This window comes from Marinicella marina, from assembly GCF_030065545.1.
In the GTDB taxonomy this organism is placed as follows: Bacteria; Pseudomonadota; Gammaproteobacteria; order Xanthomonadales; family Marinicellaceae; genus Marinicella; species Marinicella marina.
On the sequence record NZ_JASJNC010000006.1, the window covers coordinates 51,189 to 75,030 of the forward strand.

Sequence of the window (23,842 nt, forward strand, 5' to 3'; positions counted from 1 at the left end):
CATGAATGAATGAAGTCAATACAATCAAAGCGACCAATGACTTTGTGATCAGGTTTGCCAATGTCAATGGGTCAGGTTCGGCTTCAGCCAACAACCTGTTCAGTAAGGCAGTTTTTCGTTTGGGTGTACCAGTTTCATCCAAAAACATATTTCCATCTAATATTCAGGGTTTGCCAACATGGTTCGAGGTGAGAATCAATGAGCAAGGCTACTTAGGGCGCCGCGGTGGCTATGACTTCATCGTCGCCGTTAATGGCCAGACCATGCTTAAGGATTACCATGATTTGTTACCGGGAGGTTATTTTTTTTATGACTCCTCGAAGCGACTGCCAGATACTTTCACGCGAGATGATGTAATTGAAATCGGCATTCCACTGACTGCTATTTGTAATGCCAACTACACTGAACCGAGGCTTAGGCAGATATTTAAAAACATCATTTATGTGGGCGCCTTGGCTTACCTTTTTGATATGGATTTCACGGTTTTTGAAGACTCTATCAAATCGCAATTTGCCAAGAAAGAAAAGCTCATCGCCCCTAACATACAAGCTTTGAGGTTGGGTTATGATTATGCGCAGCAACACTTCAGTAACAGTTGTGGCTTGAATATCCACAGGCGTGATTTGAACGGTGAACAAATACTGTTAGAGGGTAATGCGGCTGCTGGTTTAGGCGCGGTATATGCCGGAGCCACTGTTGCCGGATGGTATCCCATTACGCCTTCAACATCAGTGGTGGAAGCATTTGAAAAGTATTGTCATGCTTATCGGGTCGACGCCGAATCAGGAAAAAATAAATTCGCCATTGTGCAGGCCGAAGACGAACTGGCAGCCATTGGTATCGTTATTGGCGCCAGTTGGAATGGTGCCAGGGCATTTACAGCCACTTCTGGCCCGGGCGTTTCATTAATGAGTGAGTTTTTAGGCTTGGCTTATTTTTCTGAAATTCCGGTTATGTTGATGGACATACAGCGAACAGGTCCTTCTACCGGTATGCCCACCAGGACTCAGCAGTCAGATATTTTATCTGCCGCGTATGCCTCACATGGGGATACTAAGAATGTGTTGTTATTTCCGGCTAATCCCAAAGAGTGCTTTGAATTAACCGTGGCTGGTTTTGATTTGGCAGAACGGTTACAAACGCCAGTTATATTAATGAGTGATTTGGACCTGGGGATGAACGTCCATCAGTGTGATCCAATCACTTGGGACGATGACCAGGTTTATGACCGTGGCAAGGTGCTCAACGAAAAGCAGTTGGATGAAATGGCTGAAAAGTGGGGCCGATATTTAGACGTGGATGGCGATGGTGTCCCTTATCGAACCATTCCAGGCACTCACCCTGTTAAAGGCGCTTATTTCACCCGTGGTTCATCACATGATGAATACGCAGCTTACACCGAAGACGGCGAAGTTTATGCCAGAGGCATGCAGCGGCTGCTGGTCAAATGGAATACGGCCAAAAAACTCGTACCAAAGGCGCAAATCGATGGTGAAGGTAAGAGCATAGGCGTCATTTATTATGGCACCAGTGATTATGCCACGCAGGAGGCAATGGATATTTTGCGAGTTGACCAAGACATTGATTCTATGCGCATTAAGGCTTTCCCGTTTGGCGCTGAGGTGGCAAAGTTTGTCCGCAAGCATGATGTTATTTTTGTGATAGAGCAGAACAGAGATGCTCAAATGAAGACATTGTTAGTTAATGAACTGGCGGTTTCACCTAATAAGTTTGTGGAAGTCTTGAACATTGATGGTATGCCAATCACTGCGGCGTTTTTGGTTGGTGAAATTCGGCATCGCCTCGAACAATCCACAACCTCTATCAAACAACAGGAGGCATGACATGACTTTTGTACGACCCAATTTTAGACACCCCGAAAACCACACCAATCAGCGCGGCTACTCAATTAAAAATTACGAAGGGGCTTTATCGACCCTTTGCGCTGGCTGTGGTCACGATTCAATCAGTGCATCAATCATAAAATCCTGTTTTGATTTGAATTTAGAGCCACATAAGATTGCTAAAATTTCGGGAATAGGCTGCTCCTCCAAGACCCCAACATACTTCTTGGGCAAGGCACATGGGTTTAACTCTGTTCATGGGCGCATGCCTTCAGTTACCACAGGTGCTAACTTGGCCAATCGAGATTTACTATACATTGGTGTTTCTGGTGACGGTGACACGGCATCAATTGGTATGGGGCAATTTGCCCACGTGGTGAGAAGAAATCTAAATATGGTTTATATTGTTATGAACAATGGGTGCTATGGCCTGACAAAGGGCCAAGATTCAGCCACTGCTGATAAGGGTTCTGCCAGTAAAAAAGGTGTGCCTAGCGTGTTTGACTCAATTGATTTGTGTCAACTTGCCTTGCAGTTGGGTGCGGGTTATGTTGCCAGAAGTTTTTCTGGTGACAAAAAACAACTGACACCATTGATTAAGGCAGCAATAAAACACCAGGGTTTTGCTTTCATTGATGTGGTTTCGCCTTGTGTGACTTTCAATAACACGCCAACATCGACCAAAGGTTATGAATGGGTTCGTGATCATCTGGAAGCAACAGGAACAGTCGATTTTATTCCCTCAAAATCAGAAATCACGGTGGATTATCCTGAAGGCACCACCCGCAAGCTTGCTTTACATGATGGCAGTGAGTTGTTGCTGCACAAAAATGCTCATGATTATGATTTAAGCAGTCTCAAAGCTGCCATGGATCGGATTGAATCAACCAAGGAATTAGATAAAATTTTAACAGGGTTGATTTACCATAATCAATCAGTGCAAGATACCCATGAACTGATTCAAACAGTTGAACAACCATTGAATGAACTCTCACAACAACAGCTGTGTCCAGGATCCAAGGTTTTGGAAAAACTGAACGCCAGCTTAAGGTAGAACACCATTGGATAAACATTATTATTACCAGAACTCAGTGCAATGCGTTGAAGCTGAAATTGATTTCGTCGAAAGTACATACCAGTTGATTAAAGGCCATCCGGCACGAAGCTTGCGAGAGGATTTTTGTGGAACCGCTCAAACAGCTTGTGAGTGGGTGCAGCGGCATCCAAGTAACACGGCCATTGGCGTTGATTTAGATCCTTTGGTATTACAGTGGGGCGAAAATAACAACTTGGCTGCGTTGGCGCCTGATCAACTGCAACGCATAGAATTATTGAATGATGATGTGATAACAGCATCAACCCAACAACTGGACGTGGTATTGGCGATGAATTTCAGTTATTTTATTTTTATGCAACGCAGTCAAATGATTGCTTATTTTTCCAGTGTACTTGAGGCCCTGAACACGGATGGTGTGCTTTTTCTGGACGCATTTGGTGGTTATGAGGCAGCCAAAGAGTTGCGTGAGGAACGTGAGTGTGATGGCTTCATCTATATCTGGGAACAAGCCAGTTTTAATCCCATAAATTCACAAATGCAATGCTACATCCATTTTGTTCTGGATGATGGAACCAGAATGGACAAGGCTTTTGATTATTATTGGCGGTTGTGGACCTTACCTGAAATCACCGAAATGCTGATTGAGGCGGGATTCAGTTCGGCAGAGGTTTATTGGGAAGGCACCGACGCTGAAACCGGTGAAGGTGATGGAATATACTCAAAATCAGAAGTAGGTACGGCTGATGCAGGCTGGGTATGCTATGTTGTGGCTGAAAAGTAAGGAGTTATTCAGAAAGTTTTTTGATGTCGTCTCTTAACAGCTCTTTTTCTTCAATGTTGAGCTCAATCGTGCGTTTTAAACTGGCAAAGCTGTCCATATCGATTTGCGTCCATTCTGCGCCAAAAACAGCTTCATTGGCATGCACCACTTGAATGTTCATTATGATGGCTGGTGAGTTCTCTAAGGGAATGCTCAAGCGGTACAAGTCACCTGGGTTTGCTTTGTGATTGTCTGGGTTCTCCAGCAACACCCCTTTTAAGGAAATATCTAAGATTTGGGCGTTGTGGGCTTCCATACCTGAATACAAAGTAACTTCCTTACGCCAGGGTATTCGAGTATACCGGCGCCGCTCTTCTGTGTGGTTTTTTTTCATACGGTAGATTTTACCCACGTTCGCTCTCAGTACAAGTAAACATTTCAGGCTATTGAGCCTACCTCATGATCAGAAGTGAAACTGTGACTCAGTACAACATTTTGGTTAATAAATCAGCCAGTCCCTCATAATCTGCCATGTCAACCTCTACAAAGCCATCGGCATTCAGCTCAATCAAGATATCAAAAGACTCATCGTCATCACCAATAGACAGCAAGGCATTGCGAACAATTTCTCTGATACCTGGATCCACAGTTGAGGATGCAGTGAATGTCATGCCAGGAATTTTTTCACTTTCTTTCAAAGATAAAAAGTTTGGGTACAGTTCGAACAGTGAATTCGGAATGATGGCAGCGTTGGCTGATTGTGCAAATACCTGTTCTATGACATCTTCCCATGAAAGCGCAGTTACAATTTTGTTGGGTTGCAGAAATAAATCAGTAAACCATTGGTCAAAATAAATTGAACCCATATTTGGGTTTGGCAGAGTCACAACTCCTTCACCAACCAAGAATTCACCAATGTCTTGTCCCTCAGCTGGCTCAAAGTTAGAGATTAGATGGAAACTGGCATCTTGTTCGAATCGAGCCAATGGCACATAGTTTTTTTCCTGCACTCGGTAGGCAGCTATGTGGGATGCATCCAAAGTGAAGTCAGGTTCCTCGTTTCTGGCCGAACGCCAGTAAAAGTAATAATTGTCGGATATGACTAAATCGATTGTTAATCCAGTTTTTTTCTCCAGCCATTCTTGTAAGGGTTGGAAAACCAATTCAGCTTGATCTTTGGGATAAATGGCCTCGACAGCTAATGTGAAATTTTGCCCCAATGATGTTTGTGCTGAAAGCAAGAAAAATAACAGCCATACCAGTTTTTTTAGTTTCATGTTTTATGTCCCACCATAAATTATTTAATCTACTATAGATAATAACATGGCAACATGGCTAAGTACATACGCTGATGACTGATTATAAGATTATCCAATTTCACACAATGTGGTTGGAAGTGACTGATTAACTGCACTAAATATCGTCAATTTGCTGGTGCAATAACCTGTGTCAACCAATCATCACCAAGCCTGATAGAAGGCGCACAAACTTCTACTTTTTTAGCAAACCCGGTTAAATCTGCCATTTGTCCGTTCACGACATCGCTTGGATTTTTATGACTTACGGCAATCATTCTTTTTTTAACTTTGCCAAGGAAGTGAAGCCTGGCAACGATTTCCTGTCCAGGGTAACAGCCTTTATTAAAATCTATGACTCCAATCTGGTCGAGGTTAAGATGCTGAGGTATGAACATTTCACTGGTTTCTTTGGTTATCCAAGGCAGGCCGACATCAAACATGTGCAGCCAAAATTGATCATGGTTGGGTGTGATTTGGGTTGATGTTTCTGCTTCGATAATATCGACGCCATAATCATTTGTTAAGTTTTGTGTCAAAACCAGTTGTGCTGTTGATTGATTGATGTTTACGTCCATTCGAAACTTGCGCATTTGCACGTATTGCAAAAAAGTGTCACTTAAATCTGAATTTATCGCGACATAGGTTGTTTTCTCAGTGTTTTTCAGAAAGAAGCTGAATATGATTCTGCCTTTAGGGTTGCAAATAGCTGTGTAAACAACTGCTTCATTCTTGTCGTTGAGCTCACTGACTACTTGGTTGTTTAAGAAAGCCATGACATCCTTGCCACTTAATTCAAGAACGTCAATGTGGTTATTGTTATTTTCAGACATAAGTTTGGTGTTTAATTGGTGTTAGTTAGGTGTTATAATTTGGATTATTAAATTTGTACAGCTTTGACGTGAAATTCAAGTACATGTTGCTATCATCCTCGCTTGAAAATAGACAGCAAAATACCATATAAATAATTAATTACCCACTGAAGACTGAGGATATATGAATCAAATCAAAGAAGACAACAAAAAGCCACAAAAAAACAAAGATGATGCAAAAACCGCTGAAAAAAAGAAAGAATACGGCGGGCGCAAAGATGGTTTGGACCCCACTCGTTATGGAGATTGGGAGAAGAACGGCAGATGCATCGATTTCTGACTATCACAACCTCAAAAAAAACAGGATTATAAATGAATAACACACAAAGGCCATTATCGCCTCACTTGCAGGTATACAAACCTCAGCTGACGTCAATGCTGTCCATATTACATCGCATCACTGGATTGCTGTTGTCCTTGGGTATGCTGGTTTTTATTTACTGGTTGTTCCAACTGGTCAATAACCCAGTTCAAGCAGACGCCATTATTGGTTTTTTCAAATCTGGTTTTGGTCAGTTTCTGACTTTTGCATGGGTTTTTACTTTCTTTTATCATTTGTGTAATGGCATCAGGCATTTGTTTTGGGATATTGGCAAGGGCATCTCGATTCCAGCAGTTTATCGCTCTGGATACTTGGTGTTATTCATGGCGGTTGTTTTGACAGCCTTGATTTTTTTACTGGCCAGATAGGAGATAAAAGATGAGTTACGAAACTGATTTAGGTAAGGTGAAAGGATTGGGTTCATCAAAACACGGCTTTGGTCATTGGTGGATGCAAAGGATGTCTGCGATATTGCTTGTTCCCACTGGCCTGTACGTGTTATTCAGTCTGGCACAGCTAGATGTTTTTAATGCGGCCGCAGTGGTTGCATGGCTTAGCAGTCCGCTCAATGCAGCCATCACATTATTATTTGCTGTGACAGGTAGTTACCACGGCGCTCTGGGTATTCAGGTGGTGTTAGAAGATTATGTCCACAACCACGCCATTAACCTGATATTACAATATTTGACCAAAATTCTTATGATTGTGATGATTATGGCAACTGTTTACGCCATAGCCTCAATCTTATTAGGATAATTACATGAATGATAAATACAAAATAACAGAACATAAATTCGATGCAATTGTAGTGGGTGCTGGCGGTGCTGGTCTCAGGGCTACAATGGGTCTTGCAACCAAGGGCTTATCAACTGCTTGTATCTCAAAAGTTTTTCCAACCCGCTCACACACGGTGGCAGCTCAAGGCGGCATGTCGGCTTCATTAGGTAACATGGGTGAGGACGATTGGCGTTGGCACATGTATGACACCATCAAAGGATCTGACTGGCTGGGCGATCAAGACGCGATTGAATACATGTGTCGCGAAGCAGTGCCATCAGTGATTGAATTGGAACACTATGGCGTGCCTTTTTCACGCACTGAAGAAGGTAAAATTTATCAACGTCCTTTCGGTGGCATGACCACCAACTACGGCGAAGGTACCGCACAAAGAACCTGTGCTGCGGCTGACCGTACCGGTCATGCCATCTTGCATACTCTTTATCAACAGTCGCTTAAGCACGATGCTTCTTTTTTCATTGAATACTTTGCCATTGACTTGGTGATGGAAGACGGTGAATGCAAAGGTGTGTTGGCTTGGAATTTAGCTGATGGCACGCTGCACTTATTCCGTGGTCATGCGGTTATTTTAGCAACTGGTGGATACGGTAGGGCCTATTTCTCAGCCACCTCTGCGCATACGTGTACAGGCGATGGCAATGCCATGGTGCTGCGTGCGGGTTTACCACTGCAAGATATGGAGTTTGTTCAGTTTCATCCAACAGGTATTTATGGCGCTGGTTGCCTCATCACCGAGGGCGTCAGGGGAGAGGGCGGTTTCTTGACTAACTCCAAAGGCGAGCGCTTCATGGAAAGGTATGCACCCAATGCCAAAGATTTGGCTTCAAGAGATGTCGTATCAAGATCAATGACCATTGAGATCAGAGAAGGCAGAGGAGTTGGCGAAGAGGGTGATCATATTCATTTGAATCTGCAACATTTAGGCGCAGATGTTATCAACAAACGTTTGCCGGGCATTGCTGAATCAGCTGAAATTTTCGCTGGTGTGGACGTGGCCAAGGAGCCCATTCCAGTGTTGCCCACTGTGCACTACAACATGGGGGGTATCCCAACAAATTACCATGGCGAAGTGGTGAATAAAGTGGGTGATGATCCAGACCAAGTTGTTCCTGGGTTGTTTGCCATTGGTGAGGCAGCTTGTGTGTCAGTTCATGGTGCCAACCGATTGGGTTCAAATTCGTTACTTGACTTGATTGTATTTGGCAGAGCGGTAGCTAATCGTTGTGCAGAAATCATCAAGCCCAACACCAATCACAGAGAGTTGTCAGCAGGGGTTCTGGATAAGTCTTTGGATAACTTAGACAAAACCAGACATGCAGATGGTGACGTCAGAACTGCTGATTTGCGCTTGGAGATGCAAAAAATCATGCAAAGCAATGCAGCTGTTTTTAGGTCTGGAGAGGTATTGCAAGAAGGTTGTGACAAAATCACGGCTACTGCTGCCAAAATGGATAATCTTAAAGTCGCAGACAAATCAATGATTTGGAATACAGATTTAGTGGAAACCTTGGAATTGCAAAATTTGATGTTGCAAGCCAAAGCAACCATTTTCTCCGCCGCCAATCGGAAAGAATCCAGAGGCGCCCATGCCCGAGAAGATTTTCCTGAAAGGAATGATGAAGAGTGGATGAAACACACCTTGTCTTATATCAATGAGCAGGGTGAAGTGACTTTTGAGTACAGACCAGTCCACATGAATACTTTGACTGACGAGTGTGAAGTTATTCCACCCAAACAGCGCGTTTACTGAGAAATAATATGGCAGAATTTAGATTACCCAAAAATTCAAAAGTACAAAAAGGCAACCACCACAAAGCAAATGGTTCGGCTTCAAACACCACCACATTTAAAATATATAGGTGGTCGCCAGATGATTCGGAAAATCCGAGAACCGACACTTACGAAGTTGATTTAGACAGCTGTGGTCCAATGGTATTAGATGCCCTGATTAAAATCAAAGACGAAATTGATTCTACGGTCACATTCAGGCGGTCGTGCAGAGAGGGCATTTGTGGTTCCTGTGCGATGAATATCAACGGCACAAATACACTGGCATGTACCACTTCAATCAAACAATTCAAAGGTAAAGACATTGCCATTTATCCTTTGCCCCATATGGAAGTGATCAAAGATTTGGTGCCTGATTTAACGCACTTCTATGCACAGTACGCATCAATAAAGCCGTGGATGCAGACCGATTCAGTACCATTGCCGGATAAAGAGCGTTTACAATCAATTGAAGACCGTGAAAAACTTGATGGATTGTATGAGTGCATTTTGTGTGCATGTTGTCAAACTTCTTGTCCCAGTTATTGGTGGAATGGTGACCGTTATTTAGGACCTGCAGTGTTGCTTCAATCTTATCGCTGGTTGGCTGATTCTCGTGATGAATATACTGGTGAAAGACTGGAGGATTTAGAAGATCCGTTTAAAGTCTACCGCTGTCACACCATCATGAATTGTGCTAACACATGTCCCAAAGGTTTAAACCCTGGTAAAGCGATTGGCGAGATTAAGAAAATGATAGCCAAGAGGCATGCCTTATAATGTCTGATGATTCAGTCAATCATTTGACTGAAGGGTATTTTAAATGGCGATGCCGCCGTGGCATGAAAGAGCTTGATTTTATTCTTAATCGGTTCGTTGATGCTGAATATACGGTGCTTACAGCTGTAGATTTGACCTTGTTTGACCAGCTGTTGGACGAGGAAGATATGTTGCTTTGGTATTGGCTCAGTGGTAAGCAAAAACCTCAAAACGAGCATCGTGACTATGCAAATTTGGTGGAGCGAATATGTGCAGCCGGTTATCATAAATAAAACTCAATTGATTCAGCCCATTTCGATGGTGGTTGTGGTGACATTTATTTTTATTGCGTCGCTCATACCAGTTGTTTCAATCAGCCAATCACATGCGTTTGTTTTTGTTTTGTTGATTGTGACTTTGGTTTGGTATTTGAAAAGTCTTGTTAATGATGAGTACGGCTACATTAATGTTTCAGAAAATGGCGTTTATTTGCATCAAGTCAATTCTGAGATTCAGCAAAATCAACCAATCCAGTTATTGATAATTGCGTGCTGGCAACTGCCGTGGGTACTGTTTGTAAAATTCAAGCAGCATAACGCTTCGAAAGTTTTATATTTGTGTTTTTCCCGTAACAAAATTGGTGCAGAAAATTATTCAATGCTAATCGCAACATTTGTCCAGCAAAATCAACAGGAATCGTGTCATGAATAATCGTTTATCAGTCAATGTTGGCGGTGTAACCGTTGGCGAGGATCAACCAGGTAAAAGACATGTTGTGATTCAGTCTATGACCAACACCGATACAGCAGACGCCAAAGGTACTGCGCAACAGATATATGAGTTGCACCAAGCGGGTTCTGAACTGGTTCGCATTACGGTAAACAATGAAGAGTCAGCTGCGGCAGTACCTGAAATCATAGACAGGCTGCGTGCGGCCTATTGCCATGTTCCAGTGATTGGTGATTTTCATTACAACGGTCACCGCTTGTTGAACGATTATCCTCAATGTGCAGAAAAGTTGGCAAAATATAGGATCAACCCAGGGAACGTTGGTTTTGGCAAAAAAAGAGATCAGCAATTTGAATCCATCATCGCAGTGGCTAAAGATTTGGACAAACCAGTGAGAATAGGTGGTAATTGGGGTAGTTTAGACCAAAAGCTGATGGCAAAAATGATGGATGAGAACGCCAAGGCTCAACAACCATTATCCAGTGGCGCTTTGATTGAAAAGGCGTTGATAGACTCTGTGCTCAATAGTGCAGAGCAAGCCGAATCATTCGGCTTGGGCGCTGATAAAATAATCGTTAGCTGTAAAGTCAGCGGCGTGCAGTCATTGGTGAGGATTTATCAGGAGTTGTATCGCTCATGTCAGTACGCGCTGCATTTAGGTTTGACAGAAGCTGGTATGGGTAATAAGGGTATAGTGGCTTCAACAGCAGCTTTGTCAATTTTGCTGCAACAAGGCATAGGTGACACCATCAGGGTTTCATTGACGCCAGAACCTAACCAGGCCAGAACTGCTGAAGTCAAAGTGGCCCAACAAATATTGCAAAGTTTAGAGTTACAATCTTTTAAACCAGAAGTTACGGCTTGTCCTGGTTGTGGCAGAACCACCAGTGAGTTTTTTCAGGTTTTGGCCAAACAAGTAACCGAGCATATGGATGCCAAAATGCCTGAATGGCGCGTCTCCCATCCCGGTGTAAAAGAGATGAACGTGGCAGTTATGGGCTGTATTGTTAATGGTCCTGGTGAATCTAAACATGCTGACATAGGTATCTCATTACCTGGCACCGGTGAGGCGCCATCTGCCCCCATCTTCATTAAAGGCGAGAAAACTCACACTTTAAGGGGTGATGACATCGCCCAACAATTTATCAAAATATTGGATGATTTTGTAACCACTAATTACTGATCTTGCTCCCACTTGCTGGTTTTGTTTGTGGTTTAAATCATTATTATTTTCTTAATAACAACTTAATAGCGGATTGTGAAACAGCTCTAACTTGCGCAGATAAGGTGAGTAGATGTGGACAATTATGGCTGTTTGCTTAAAACCACTCAAGACACAATAAAATTCAAATATATCTTGATTATTCAGTGATTTAAAGGTTATTCTTGCATTGTCTTCTTAAAAAAAGTAAAGTATTGACATAATTTGTGATTAGAGACACAGAAATAACTATATTTAATGATGTTTAATGGTCGCAAGTAGTTTTTGCAATTAATAAAGAGAGAAATGTTTTGCAGTTGTTAGGTCGTAAAAAAGTTCAATTAATTGGGGTTGATGTCAGTTCATCTGCAGTCAAAATATTACAACTTTCTGGTAGTTTGGATAACATGAAAGTTGAAAGGTATGCGGTTGAACCCTTATCTGTCAATGCAGTTGTCGATAATAACATTGCCGAAGTTGACCTGGTGTCAGCTGCGATCAGTAAGGCAGTGAATAAAGCAGGCATTAAAGTCAAAGGCGCCGCAACAGCCATATCTGGCTCAGCAGTCATTACTAAAATCATCCAAATGCCCAGTGAGCTGTCTGAAGATGAGCTGGAAGTTCAGCTTGAAATGGATGCCACTCAATATATCCCGTATCCCATTGATGAAGTGAGTTTGGATTTCTGCGTCTTAGGGCCAGTAGAGGGTAATGAGGAAGTAAATAATGTACTGATTGCCAGTTCTCGTTCTGAAAATGTTGATGTATTCATTGAAGCTTTTGAAGGAGCCGGACTTGATTTGAAAGTGGTTGATGTTGAAGCGTTCGCCATTGAGCGGTGTTTTAATTTGGTGCGAAAACAATACGACATCAATGATGAAGAAGTAGTGGCTTTGTTTGATATTGGTGCCAACACAATGACCATGCATGCCATGCACAAACGCACAGGTATATACAGCCGTGAACAATCTTTTGGTGGCAAACAACTGACTGAAGAAATTATGCAGCGGTACGGACTTTCTTATGAAGAGGCCGGATTGGCCAAGAGGCAGGGTGGTTTGCCTGAAAGTTATGAGTCAGAAGTATTGCAGTCCTTTAAAGACACTTTGGTACAACAAGTCAGCAGAGCGCTACAGTTTTTCTTTTCAGCAACAGAGTTTGGAAATGTTGACCGGATATTGTTGGGTGGTGGTTGTGCTGCTATACCCGAAATAGATGTTTTGGTTGAAGACCAAGTTGGTGTGCCTACTGAAGTAATTAATCCAGTCGAAAATTTCCGAACGTCATCTAAAGTCAGTGCAGATGCACTTGAGGCAGATGCGCCAGCAATGATGTCGGTGGTTGGATTAGCAATGAGGAATTTTGATTAAGATGGCTAAGATTAATTTATTACCGTGGCGTGAAGAAAGACGCCAACAACAAACCAACGAGTATTTCATAATGTTGGGCTTGGCTGCAGGTTTAGCACTGTTGCTGTTTGGCTTAGCATATTACTACTTTGATCAGTCAATTAAGTTTCAAAATAAAAGAAACGCATACATGACAGGTGAAATCACTAAATTAGATAAACAAATAGAAGAGATTAAACAGCTTGAGAAACAAAAAGCTGGTTTGATTGCCAGGCAGCAAGTTATCGAAGAATTACAAGCCAACAGAACTCAAATGGTTCATTTATTTGATGAGTTGGTTCAGACTATTCCTAATGGTGTTTTTCTTGAGAAAATCACACAGCAGGGCACCTCTATTTCGATGGAGGGATATTCTCAGTCACACTCAAGGGTTTCAGATTATATGCGCAGGCTAGATGAATCTGAATGGTTTAATAAGATCGAGTTAGATTACATCAAAGCAGACGATACGTTGGGTACGCATGAACAAAAGTTCAAACTCAGTGTTAAGTTGGTGAACCCTAACAGAAAGAAAGACGATGATGTAGATGAGGAAGAAGTCTCATGAGTTTTATTGATGAAATACAAAGCTTAGATACTGAAAACCCTGGGGGATGGCCCGGTTCAGTAAAAATAGCCTCATTGGTTTTTTTAGTTGTATTGATTTTATTCGGTGGCTATTGGTTTTTTGTGAAAGACATGCAAGCAAGTCTGGAAACTCTAAAGAAGAAAGAAACCGAACTTAAGAATACATACTCTTTTAAATATCAAAAGGCAGCTCAACTAGACGCTTATAAAGAGCAACTTGAAGAAATGCAAATAATTTTGCAGTCTATGTTAAGACAGTTACCATCTAAAAATGAAATGTCCGATTTAATTGTTGATGTTTCTCAAACAGCACTAGCAAGTGGCATCGAGAACGAATTGTTTGAGCCCGGTGCAGAGTCAATAAAAGACTTTTACGCGGAGAAACCAATCAGTTTAAGAATGAAAGGTAATTACCATGAATTTGGAGACTTTGTCAGTGGTGTTGCATCACTGCCCAGAGTAGTTATTCTTACCATGCATGATATTTCCTTGAAACCCATTGGCGACTCAATTCAGGGCGGTCGATTGTTGCTTGAGGGAACGGCAAGAACTTATCGCTACTTGGATGATGAAGAGATGGATGAACAAGCTTTGCCTGCAGGGGGTGCTCAATGATTAAAAACATAAGCATTCTTTTATTTGTTTTTCTTGTCGGCTGTAACAATGACGTCAATGATTTGAATGAATTCATTGAGCAGCAAAAAAACAGGCCAGTTAAGCCCATAGATCCTCTGCCGCAGATCAGGCCGCAAGAGGTTTTTGAGTACAATGCAACCACAATGCGTGATCCATTTTCTAATGACCTAGAGGTGGCAGCGGAAGAAAACCAGGTTAATTTGCAAGTCAGTGAAGGTGGCGAAGGGCCAGACTTAAGCCGACGAAAAGAATATTTAGAATCATACCCTTTAGACAGTCTATTAATGGTTGGAACTTACCAGCAAGACGAGAGCTATTGGGCTTTGGTTGTTGATCCAGAGGGTGTCATTCACAGGGTTTCTGAAGGTAACTATTTAGGACACAATTATGGTGTGGTGACAACAATATATGAAAATGAAGTTCTGTTGCAAGAATGGATTAATGATGGCTTAGGCGCATGGCGTGAACGTGATGCTTCAATGGCTTTGAAAGAAGAGTGAATGAGAGTGAATTTATGAAAATGAAGAGTTTATTAATTAGTGCGATTAACAAAAAGAGTGTTTTAGCGGCTCTGTTTTGTGTTGTTGCTACTGGTCAATCATTAGCCAATTCATCTATTGATGACATTTCAGTTCGTACCGGCGAGATGGGTGCCGTTGTGATTGATTTTAAATTCAGCGGTGATGCTGTTGCTCCTGAAGTTTTTTCAACCAATTTGCCACCCAGGTTGGCGCTAGATTTTTCACAAACTGAAAACTCAACCAACAAGCGCAACATGGCCATTGGAACAGGCAGTGCTAAAGGTCTAAGGGTTGTTTCAAGCAATGATAAAACTCGTGTGGTAATAGATTTGCTCAATCAGGTGCAACACGAAGTGACTGCAGCAGGGAATACTGTTTCAGTGAGCATCATGAATGCAAACAGACAAGCACGATTAACAGCTTCAAAAGACACCACAATAGATATGGTTGACTTTAGAAGAGGTAAAGATGGTGAAGGTATTATTCAGTTGGGTTTGTCTAGTTCGGATGCAGTCATCAACTATTCTGAATCTTTAGGAAAAATCAGTGTTGAAATTGCCAATGCACAGCTTGAAGAGAATATGGGTAAGAAACTTGATGTCATTGATTTTGCCACTCCTGTCACTTTTGTTGATGTCAGACAAAAAGGCACTGATGTGAAAGTCGAAATTGATATCAATGGGCCTTACGAAAAGGTTGTGTATCAAACTGGACAACAATACACCATAGAAATTAAAGAACAGCAAGAAGATTTGGTTAATGCCTCAAAGCTGCTTGATGATGAACCCGTTTATTCAGGCAATAAGGTTTCATTCAACTTTCAGGATATTCCAGTCAGGTCAGTCATTCAATTGATTGCTGATGCTTCTCAGTTAAATATTGTAGTTGCTGATAATGTAGATGGTAATGTTACCTTGAGGTTAAACGAAGTACCTTGGGATCAAGCACTGGATATAGTCTTACAAAGCAAACAACTTGATCAACGTCGCAGAGGCGATGTTATATGGGTTGCACCTGCAGCAGAAATCGCTAAGCGTGAAGAAGAAGCGCTTGAAGCCATAAGCAAAAAACAGGAGTTAGAACCTTTAGATAATATCTTTTTACAAGTTAACTATGCCAAAGCAGAAGATTTAGCGATGTTAATCAATGGTGATTCTGGTGGAGAGTCTTCAAGTGGTGGTAATTCACTGCTATCTGACAGAGGCTCTGTTACTTTTGATGAAAGAACAAACACTTTATTAGTCACTGATGTGCCAGATAGATTATTGGTTATACAAGATCTGGTTGAAACTTTAGACCGTTCTGTGCAACAAGTCCAAATAGAATCACGAATTGTAGTAGCTACTGAGCGATTTGGTGATGAACTGGGCGTGCGCTTCGGAGTGACTGGATCACACGAAGATAAATACGGTAATATCATCAGTACCGGTGGTAGTGCAGCTGCAGTTGATAGAATGAACAATGCTGCTCTAAACCGCAGATATACTTCGCCCAGTGGCTCTGGTCTGCCCACAGTAACACCTGACTCTCAGCTCGAAGCTCCAATAGCAGGTCCACCTTTGGGTGAACGATTAAATGTTAATTTGCCAACAGCAGCTACTAATGCTGGTCGATGGGCCGCAAGTATACTTGCTGCTGACTTTTTATTAGATCTTGAATTATCTGCGCTAGAAACAGAAGACAGAGGAGAAGTGATTTCATCTCCAAGAGTCATTACTGCCAATCAATCACAAGCGGTAATTAAACAAGGTGTACAAATTCCTTTTGAACAGGCGACTTCAAGTGGTGCAACATCAATTTCATTCAAAGATGCTGTATTGGCATTGAACGTTGTTCCCTTAATCACACCTGACGATAGGATCGATTTAACATTAAAGGTTGATCAAGATGCTATTGGTGAAGAAGTTTCTACTTCATTGGGTGGCAGCGTTCCATCAATTGATACCAGATCTGTCGAGACTAGGGTATTAGTAAATAATGGTCAAACAGTTGTTCTTGGTGGTATTTACGAACAGGTCAGAAGAACCACAAAATCAAAGGTTCCTTTTTTGGGTGACATTCCTGGTGTTGGGAATTTATTCAGAAACAGGTCAATTCAAGATGAAAAAGCTGAGTTATTGATATTTGTAACTCCTACTATAATTAAAGAAAGTTTATAAGGTTGAAGGTTTAACATGAATAAATTTACAAAACATATTGTTGTATCCGTTTTATTTGCCCTGGTTTTATCTGCCTGTGGTGGAAGCAGTGACAGTGGTGGTACATCACCAGGACCTGCAGTATCTAATTTAAAGATTACCTTCACTCCTGTGGATGCTAATATACCTGCCAATAACAATAATTTTCCTGTTTCAGGTAATTCTCCATTTTTAACACAACTCACTGTTAATGTAACATTTGATAATGGAACAGCCATACCAGATGGAACGAATATTCAATTAACTACGTCCAATGTAGCGGTTGCTCCTATTTCACGATTGGATGATCCTGAAACTACTGAAATCAACGAATTCACAACCTTATTCGGTACAGTTGGTGATGAATCCAGCGGTGGTAATGCAACATTTTTTATTCACGGCCAGTCACCTGGTACTGTAACTTTAACTGCTTCTGCAGTTGATCCTCAGACGAACAGAACTTCAAGTGCAAGATTCAATTACACTGTTGTAGAAGGTCCAGATGTGTTTGATCGATTAACATTGGTGCCTGAAGCCACTACTTTACCTGCAAATATATTTAATCTATCTCCTGCTGAAGCATTCGGCACTGTTTATATGACAGAAGTTGAAATCAGTTTTAGAGATCCTTTAGGTAATTTTGTAAATCCTGCATCTAACGACGGTGAAGAAGCATCTGTTGGCGTTGCAATTAATCCTTTGTCAGTCGCAGCATTTTCAACTTTGGATGATCCAGAAACTGATGATGTCAACGAAATATTCGTATTACTAGGCCAAGGCCCAGTTGACATGGTCGCAGGTAAAGGGAAGGTATTTGTTTGGGCAGCAAATCCCGGCGTTGTTACTTTGACTGCCAACGCATTAGATCCGTTTACGGGTGAGATTATTTCGCAGCAGCTTGATATTGTTGTTGATGCAGGTACTGATCCAGGGTTGCCAAACTCTATTTCATTGACAGGTACAGGTGCAAGTTATGTCAATGGATCTGGTGGTAACCAGTCACAAACTTTACAAGCATTTGTTGATTCTTCAACTGATGTTCCAGTTAATGATCCAAATGGTTTTAATAACGTCATTGCAACACTGGCTACTGATGCGCAAAACAGTGGTGAACGTTTAACCGGTGTTAATGCCCAAGGCTTGAATGTTCAGGGCCAATCTATCAGCATTAAGTCTAATAATGGTGTTGCCTCATTCCAATTGCTCAGTGGTAACAATCCCAATACAGCTATTGTTACGGTAACTACTGACAGAGCTGATAACAATGTTGATAACGGCTTACAAGATCCAATAACAGCCCAAAATAACTTTGTTATCAGTGACGGTGTATTGTTTGGTCTTGATATAACTTCACCAGAAATTAATGGCTTATTTATCAATAGGGTTGATGATGGTGTTGTGAATGAAGATGGTATAGGTAATTTAGATGGTAGTTACTCAATCACCATCAGTGCAATTGGTACTGACAAAGGTGGTAACCCAGCTTTACCACAAACCATACAGTTTGGTTTGATAGACAGTCCGGTCATTGGATTTCCCAATGATGGTCCTGGCACATTTGTGAACTCAGGCAATGATGGTAATCCTCAAGAAGGTGGTAACAGTTTCTTATCAGCCTCTGGTGATTTCATCAATGGTACTGCTGAAGTTCAGCCTGGAGACACATTATTGGTCTTCGGTGAAGAAATACTAAGGAATGAAGATTTAGAAAGTGCGGTGACTGTTCAGTCGATCCTGTCTGATACTTCATTGAATATAGCTGAACAATTTAACCGCAATGATTTGTCAGGTGCGGTCATCAATGATGGAGATATTTTCCCTTACATGATTGGTCGTGCTGTTGATGGTAACATCAATGCAACAGCCACCATTGATGAAAATGGTGTGGCATCAACTCAAGTGAATTATCCGGTATCTAAATTAGGTAAAATTGCTGGAATATACGCCAAGGGTCAAGGATCAAATGGCCGAGCGGTTACAGATGTTGAGATGATTCTGTACCCAGGAGCCGGTTCTGTGGGTTCATCTGATTTGGCGCCAATTATTACTGTTGCACCAAGTTTAATTCCAGCCAATATAGAAACACCAGTTCAAGTCTGTGTGTATGATGCTGCCAGAAGCCCGATCCAAGGTGCTGATGTTCAATGGGGGTTTGTTGGTGGTTCTGGTATTGGAATCATTGATGGTATCAGTGGAACAGGCATCATGCAAAACAGAACAGGTTCTGATGGTTGTGCTGTTGGTATAGCGCAAGCCAGTGGAGTGACTGCTGTTGACGATCAAACAGGCTTCATCTTTAACGTGGGTTCGATATCATGTTTAGATGAAGATAATACTGATGTTTGCATCCGAATAGCCAGTCCTGGAAGTATATTCCTGAATGCATCACCCAGTAATTTCAGTACCAGTGGTACATTTAATATTCTGTTGACATTATTTGGTGGCAACGGTCAAGGCATATCTAATGTGCCATTATTTGGCTCATGTACTTCAAGTGGTGGTTCAATTGATATCATTGGAAGCATTCCATTAACTGATGAAAATGGACAAGCAGTGGCTCAGGTCACAGCAGTATTAGATGGTTTTAATGATTTCAGTACAGGTTCTTGTGAATTCACAACTGGTGAGGGTTCTCCTGTTGCAACTGTTGATTTCACAGGAAGAGATTTATGTACTTTAGGCGTATCACCGAATCCTTTGTGTGGGCCCTAAATTTCAATAATTTTGTAAGTTTCAAAAAGCCTATCACATGATAGGCTTTTTTTTTGGTGACTAAAAGCACATGAATCTTCACGTCTTATGGATAAAATAACACCATTATAAAAAATTGAGCGTTATGAGAATTATAATTACATTAGGTGTTTTGATGTTGTTGGTAGGCTGTCAAAGAAATAATCCTACCAACAATGAAGATAAAAATTCAAAGGAAGAAAAAGATAAGATTATCATCAATGTTGAAACTTCTGAGTCCTATTTAGGAGAAGCCAAAGCCACATTTAAATCCACCGCGGTACTAGCCGCAGACAAAGCAGCAATGGTTACTACTAAAACTGCCGGTATAATCCTTGATATCAAAGTTGAAGAAGGAGATTCAGTGGAAAAGGGTGATTTGTTGATGGTGCTGGAGTCTGACGAACAAAGATTGGCACTTAAATCAGCAACGGCTAATTATGAAAAGAGTCTCAACAACTTACAAAGAGCAGAACAGTTGGTCGAAAAAGGGTTGACTAATAAAGAACAAATTGACAACCTAAAATTTGAGACAAAATCATTAAAAGCCAGTATGGATCAAGCAAAAATGAATTTGTCCTTTACTCAAATTCGCGCACCTTTTGATGGATTGGTCACCCAAAGACTGATTAAAATTGGCAATTTAATTCAAGCTGCGACCGCAGTATTTGAAGTGGTCGACTTTAATTCCCTGCAAGCAAAGATTGACGTGCCTGAACACCAATGGCATATCATGAAGTCTGGTTTAAAAGTTGAGTTTGATTTCGATGCCATACCCGATCAGTTAATTACTGGCGAAATAATCAGAGTCAGTCCTATTATTGATTCTAATTCAGGCACATTTGAGGTTACGGTTGCTGTTGATAATTCGGCAGGGATATTGAGACCTGGATTGTTCGCTAAGGCCAATATTGTTTTTGATGAGCGCAATGATGTGGTCTTAGTTAATAAGGATGCAATCATCAGAGAGGATGATTCGTCTTACATTTATATCGTTGAGAATGAAAACCAAGTGAAAAAACAAGCCGTTGAGTTAGGCTATGAAATGCCTGATGTTTATGAAATTAAGTCTGGACTTTCTCCCCAGCAGCAGGTGGTAACAACGGGTAAAAATAACTTAACCCCTGATGTAGAAATCAATGTGGTTAATTACGAACAAGATATCAGTTTATGATTGAATCAGTCACTCGCTTTGCTACCAATCGCAGGGTAACAGTTGCCATGCTGGCAATTGGTTTTGTTCTTTTTGGTTTTATTGCCATGAGTAAAATGCCTGTTACTTTGCTGCCTAACCTAGAATATCCGACATTAACCATCAGAACTGAATACGACAACACAGGTCCTGAAGAAATGGAGTTATTAATCACCAAACCGCTTGAAGAAAGCGTCGGTGTGGTTAAAGGTTTAAACAAAATTTATTCTACATCAACAACTGGCCGTTCTGATGTGAAGCTACAGTTCAACTGGGACGCTGACATGAAACAGGCTGCCTATGATGTGAGAGACCGCATGGATGCTGTGCAGTTGCCATTAGATGTCGATTCACCCATTCTGTTGCGATTTAACCCGTCTACAGATCCCATATTGCAGCTGTCATTGAGCTTAGACGGTTCAGGTACTCCAGAAGAGTTAAAGCGCCTCAGGACTTTTGCTGATAATGATTTAAAAAAGAAACTTGATCCTGTGGCAGGCGTGGCTGCGGTCAAAATCAGTGGTGGCTATGAGAAAGAAATTGAAATACTACCAGACCAATTCAAATTATCTCAATTGGGATTGAGTATTTCAGATATATCAGCGCGATTACGCCAAGATAATATCAATCTATCAGGTGGCGCTATCAAACAAGGCAGTAAAATGTTTTTGGTCAGAACTGTTAACCAATTTGAAAATATTGCAGCCATCAAAGAGTTAATCATTTCTAATGCCAATGATCGCATCATAAAAATCAAAGATGTGGCAGAGGTGAAATTGGGTCACAAGGACAGGAAGTCTATCAACCGACTGAATGGAAAAGAGGCCATTGAGATTGCTATTTACAAAGAGGGTGATGGCAACACCGTTGAGGTGGCCAATGCAGTTGAAGATAGACTCAAAGTAATCAGGGATGGTTTGCCTGAAGGTGCCAGCATTGAGGTGATTGATGATCAATCTGCTTTTATTGAGGATGCCATTGATAATGTTATCAGCGCAGCAATGATTGGTGGCATATTGGCGGTACTTATCATTTATTTGTTTTTGAAAGATGCCTTAGCCACTGCCATCATTGCTGTTTTAATTCCCATCTCAGTGATAACAGGATTTTTCTTCATGTACAGAGCGGGTGTGAGTTTCAATATCATGTCACTTGGCGGTATTGCACTGGCTGTTGGTCTGTTGGTTGATAATGGCATTGTGGTGTTGGAAAACATTGCCTCGAAATTGAAGTTAAAAAGTAATTCAATCGCTGCCATTCGCGAGGGCACTGCAGAGGTAGGTGGGGCGATTACGGCATCTACTTTGACCACCATCGCGGTATTTTTGCCTTTGGTTTTTGTTGAAGGGATTTCTGGTCAATTATTCAGAGACCAAGCATTGACAGTGACTTTTACTTTAATAGTTTCATTGGTTTTTGCTTTAATAATGATTCCCATGCTTTCAAGCTTGAAACACCGTAAAGGTGGTTATAGCGCTGACAGGGGTGAGGGTGATTATCAACCCAGAACCAAAATAGGCAGTAAAGTACAGGCTGGTAGAAAGCGTTTCTTCAACGTATTTCTTGATGTTTTTATTTACCTCTTGGTGTTTCCTTTTGCGCTGATTGCAAAAGTATTGAAATTCATCTTGGCGGTTCCAGCAGCTGTAGTCAATTCATTGTTCAATGCCCTGGCAGCTATTTACCGCAAAGCGCTCCCTTGGGCACTGAATAACCGCCTGATTGTGATGTTGTTGGCGACAGCTTGTTTTGCTTCAGGTTTGTGGGTTTTGCCCAAACTAGGGGTAGAATTGATTCCAGACATGGATGCGAACACCGTAAAGATAAACTTCAAATTACCTGAAGGTGAAACCTTGGAGTCAACTGATGCTTTCTTCAAAAAAATCAGTAAAGAAGTAGAAGGCTTTGAATCAGTCACATTGGTTTATGGTTACAGTGGGGAAGGTAATTTATTGGATACTTCTGCTTTATCTGGTGGTGAGAACACCGGCCAAATTACCTTGAAGCTAAAGTCCACAGCGGATAAACAACGGGTTCAATCGCAGGTACTTGAAAGCATTAATGCCACACCAGGCTTGCAGAGCGAGCTGAAAGCAGGACAGTTCTTTGATTTGGCCAAACCTATTGAAGTCGAGTTCATCGGCAATGACTTGGAACTGTTAAAGGAGAACGCGCAAAAATTTGCCAAAGCACTGAAACAGAAATCTTATTTAATCAATATTGATGATGGAGTAGAGGTAGGCAATCCAGAAGTGCAGTTGTACTTCGACCATGAAAAAATTTCAGCTTTAGGAATGAATGTTTCTGTTGTGGCCAATACCGTGGTTGATAAGGTGTTGGGTAAAGTTGAAACAACAGTCAATTGGCAAGACCAGAAGATGGATTTAAGGGTCAGGGCCACTGAGACCCAAAGGGATTCGATAGAGGACATCAGAAACCTCATCATCAACCCCGAAAGTGACGCTTCGATTCGATTGAGTGATGTGGCAGAGGTGCGTGTGGCTGAAGGGCCAGGGTTTATTTTACGCAGGAACCAAGACAGAACGGTTGTGGTGTCTGCAGATGTCAGCGGCGCGGCATTGGGCGATGCGGTTCAACAGGTCCGAAAATTACTCAATGAATCAGACATTCATCCATTGGTGATGACCAAGGTAACAGGTCAAAACGAAGATTTAGAGTCATCCAATCAATCGATGATTTTTGCATTATCACTGGCGGTTTTCCTGGTTTATATGATTTTGGCATCACAATTTGAATCTTTCATACACCCTTTTGTGATCCTTTTTTCTGTGCCGTTGGCTTTCATTGGAGCCGTGTGGGCGCTGTACATCAGTGGCACCAGTATTTCAGTGGTGGTGTTTATCGGTCTGATCATGCTGGCAGGAATCGTGGTTAACAACGCCATTGTTTTGATTGATATCATTAAGCAATCGATTGATAAGGGCGTGTCAAAAACCCAAGCCATTATCGAGGCGGGTCAATCCAGAATCCGCCCCATCATCATGACCACAATGACTACGGTGTTGGGCTTGTTACCCATGGTGATAACCTTTGGTTCGTCAACCGCAGGTACCGAAATCAGGGCACCCATGGCCATTACGGTGATAGGTGGTTTATTGGTTTCAACTTTATTGACGTTGATTGTGATTCCAGTGATGTTTTCATTGTTGACCAGAGAGCAGCAAAACCTAAGTACAGAGGATTGA

Annotated in this window: 22 protein-coding genes; 19 read left to right on the top strand and 3 right to left on the bottom strand. The window is 41.6% G+C overall.

Annotation, left to right across the window (positions count from 1 at the left end):
• The first annotated feature begins 5 nt into the window (after positions 1–5).
• Genes QNI24_RS10125 through QNI24_RS10135 form a run of 3 tightly spaced genes read left to right on the top strand, consistent with a single transcriptional unit; the run spans position 6 to position 3,682 of the window.
• Positions 6–1,844 (top strand): 2-oxoacid:acceptor oxidoreductase subunit alpha, encoded by a 1,839-nt coding sequence (locus QNI24_RS10125; RefSeq protein ID WP_267176929.1) that lies wholly within the window; start codon positions 6–8, stop codon positions 1,842–1,844.
• A 1-nt stretch (position 1,845) separates the two neighbouring features.
• Positions 1,846–2,898 carry a 2-oxoacid:ferredoxin oxidoreductase subunit beta gene (locus tag QNI24_RS10130; protein WP_267176930.1) on the top strand — a complete coding sequence of 351 codons (1,053 nt, stop codon included), beginning with the start codon at positions 1,846–1,848 and terminating at the stop codon, positions 2,896–2,898.
• Between the two features lie 37 nt (positions 2,899–2,935).
• The gene (locus QNI24_RS10135; protein WP_283708701.1) at positions 2,936–3,682 is read left to right on the top strand and encodes a class I SAM-dependent methyltransferase; all 747 of its coding nucleotides are present in this window, start codon (positions 2,936–2,938) and stop codon (positions 3,680–3,682) included.
• A 4-nt stretch (positions 3,683–3,686) separates the two neighbouring features.
• Here the strand turns inward: QNI24_RS10135 and QNI24_RS10140 are convergent, their stop codons facing one another.
• The 3 genes from QNI24_RS10140 to ygfZ all read right to left on the bottom strand — a co-directional run bounded on the left by QNI24_RS10140 (position 3,687) and on the right by ygfZ (position 5,789).
• A complete protein-coding gene (locus QNI24_RS10140) occupies positions 3,687–4,055 on the bottom strand; it encodes a PilZ domain-containing protein (RefSeq protein WP_267176932.1) in 369 nt (122 codons plus the stop codon).
• Positions 4,056–4,143: 88 nt separating this feature from the next.
• Positions 4,144–4,938, bottom strand: a complete 795-nt coding sequence (locus QNI24_RS10145) for a phosphate/phosphite/phosphonate ABC transporter substrate-binding protein (protein ID WP_267176933.1) — start codon at positions 4,936–4,938, stop codon at positions 4,144–4,146.
• Positions 4,939–5,084: 146 nt separating this feature from the next.
• On the bottom strand, positions 5,085–5,789 hold the full coding sequence (ygfZ, locus tag QNI24_RS10150; RefSeq protein WP_267176934.1) for a CAF17-like 4Fe-4S cluster assembly/insertion protein YgfZ: 705 nt from the start codon (positions 5,787–5,789) through the stop codon (positions 5,085–5,087).
• A 163-nt stretch (positions 5,790–5,952) separates the two neighbouring features.
• Here ygfZ and QNI24_RS10155 point away from each other — a divergent pair, with 163 nt between their 5' ends.
• From QNI24_RS10155 to QNI24_RS10230, 16 genes are all read left to right on the top strand, one after another.
• Complete coding sequence (locus QNI24_RS10155) at positions 5,953–6,108, top strand: DUF1674 domain-containing protein (RefSeq protein WP_267176935.1); 156 nt, start codon at positions 5,953–5,955, stop codon at positions 6,106–6,108.
• Positions 6,109–6,140: 32 nt separating this feature from the next.
• Entirely contained in the window at positions 6,141–6,518 is a 378-nt protein-coding gene (gene sdhC, locus QNI24_RS10160) for a succinate dehydrogenase, cytochrome b556 subunit (protein WP_267176936.1), read from the top strand.
• A gap of 10 nt (positions 6,519–6,528) precedes the next feature.
• Positions 6,529–6,906, top strand: a complete 378-nt coding sequence (sdhD, locus tag QNI24_RS10165) for a succinate dehydrogenase, hydrophobic membrane anchor protein (protein ID WP_267176937.1) — start codon at positions 6,529–6,531, stop codon at positions 6,904–6,906.
• Positions 6,907–6,910: 4 nt separating this feature from the next.
• Positions 6,911–8,698: a succinate dehydrogenase flavoprotein subunit gene (sdhA, locus tag QNI24_RS10170; protein WP_267176938.1), complete on the top strand. Its 1,788-nt coding sequence runs from the start codon at positions 6,911–6,913 to the stop codon at positions 8,696–8,698.
• An 8-nt stretch (positions 8,699–8,706) separates the two neighbouring features.
• Positions 8,707–9,495: a succinate dehydrogenase iron-sulfur subunit gene (locus tag QNI24_RS10175; protein ID WP_267176939.1), complete on the top strand. Its 789-nt coding sequence runs from the start codon at positions 8,707–8,709 to the stop codon at positions 9,493–9,495.
• Positions 9,495–9,767 carry an FAD assembly factor SdhE gene (locus QNI24_RS10180; RefSeq protein WP_267176940.1) on the top strand — a complete coding sequence of 91 codons (273 nt, stop codon included), beginning with the start codon at positions 9,495–9,497 and terminating at the stop codon, positions 9,765–9,767. The genes QNI24_RS10175 and QNI24_RS10180 overlap by 1 nt, the downstream gene beginning before the upstream one ends.
• Positions 9,721–10,185 (top strand): hypothetical protein, encoded by a 465-nt coding sequence (locus QNI24_RS10185; protein ID WP_267176941.1) that lies wholly within the window; start codon positions 9,721–9,723, stop codon positions 10,183–10,185. Before QNI24_RS10180 ends, QNI24_RS10185 begins: the two co-directional genes overlap by 47 nt.
• Complete coding sequence (ispG, locus tag QNI24_RS10190; protein ID WP_267176942.1) at positions 10,178–11,386, top strand: flavodoxin-dependent (E)-4-hydroxy-3-methylbut-2-enyl-diphosphate synthase; 1,209 nt, start codon at positions 10,178–10,180, stop codon at positions 11,384–11,386. The genes QNI24_RS10185 and ispG overlap by 8 nt, the downstream gene beginning before the upstream one ends.
• A gap of 329 nt (positions 11,387–11,715) precedes the next feature.
• Positions 11,716–12,774, top strand: coding sequence for a pilus assembly protein PilM (locus QNI24_RS10195; protein WP_267176943.1), 1,059 nt, complete (start codon positions 11,716–11,718; stop codon positions 12,772–12,774).
• 1 nt (position 12,775) lies between these two features.
• Complete coding sequence (locus tag QNI24_RS10200; protein WP_267176944.1) at positions 12,776–13,360, top strand: PilN domain-containing protein; 585 nt, start codon at positions 12,776–12,778, stop codon at positions 13,358–13,360.
• Positions 13,357–13,995: a type IV pilus inner membrane component PilO gene (locus QNI24_RS10205; protein ID WP_267176945.1), complete on the top strand. Its 639-nt coding sequence runs from the start codon at positions 13,357–13,359 to the stop codon at positions 13,993–13,995. Before QNI24_RS10200 ends, QNI24_RS10205 begins: the two co-directional genes overlap by 4 nt.
• Complete coding sequence (locus QNI24_RS10210; RefSeq protein WP_267176946.1) at positions 13,992–14,516, top strand: pilus assembly protein PilP; 525 nt, start codon at positions 13,992–13,994, stop codon at positions 14,514–14,516. The genes QNI24_RS10205 and QNI24_RS10210 overlap by 4 nt, the downstream gene beginning before the upstream one ends.
• Positions 14,517–14,530: 14 nt before the next feature.
• Positions 14,531–16,696, top strand: a complete 2,166-nt coding sequence (locus QNI24_RS10215) for a type IV pilus secretin PilQ (protein WP_283708702.1) — start codon at positions 14,531–14,533, stop codon at positions 16,694–16,696.
• A gap of 15 nt (positions 16,697–16,711) precedes the next feature.
• Positions 16,712–19,426 carry a hypothetical protein gene (locus QNI24_RS10220; protein WP_267176948.1) on the top strand — a complete coding sequence of 905 codons (2,715 nt, stop codon included), beginning with the start codon at positions 16,712–16,714 and terminating at the stop codon, positions 19,424–19,426.
• A 124-nt stretch (positions 19,427–19,550) separates the two neighbouring features.
• Positions 19,551–20,618 (top strand): efflux RND transporter periplasmic adaptor subunit, encoded by a 1,068-nt coding sequence (locus QNI24_RS10225; RefSeq protein WP_267176949.1) that lies wholly within the window; start codon positions 19,551–19,553, stop codon positions 20,616–20,618.
• Positions 20,615–23,842 carry an efflux RND transporter permease subunit gene (locus QNI24_RS10230; protein WP_267176950.1) on the top strand — a complete coding sequence of 1,076 codons (3,228 nt, stop codon included), beginning with the start codon at positions 20,615–20,617 and terminating at the stop codon, positions 23,840–23,842. The genes QNI24_RS10225 and QNI24_RS10230 overlap by 4 nt, the downstream gene beginning before the upstream one ends.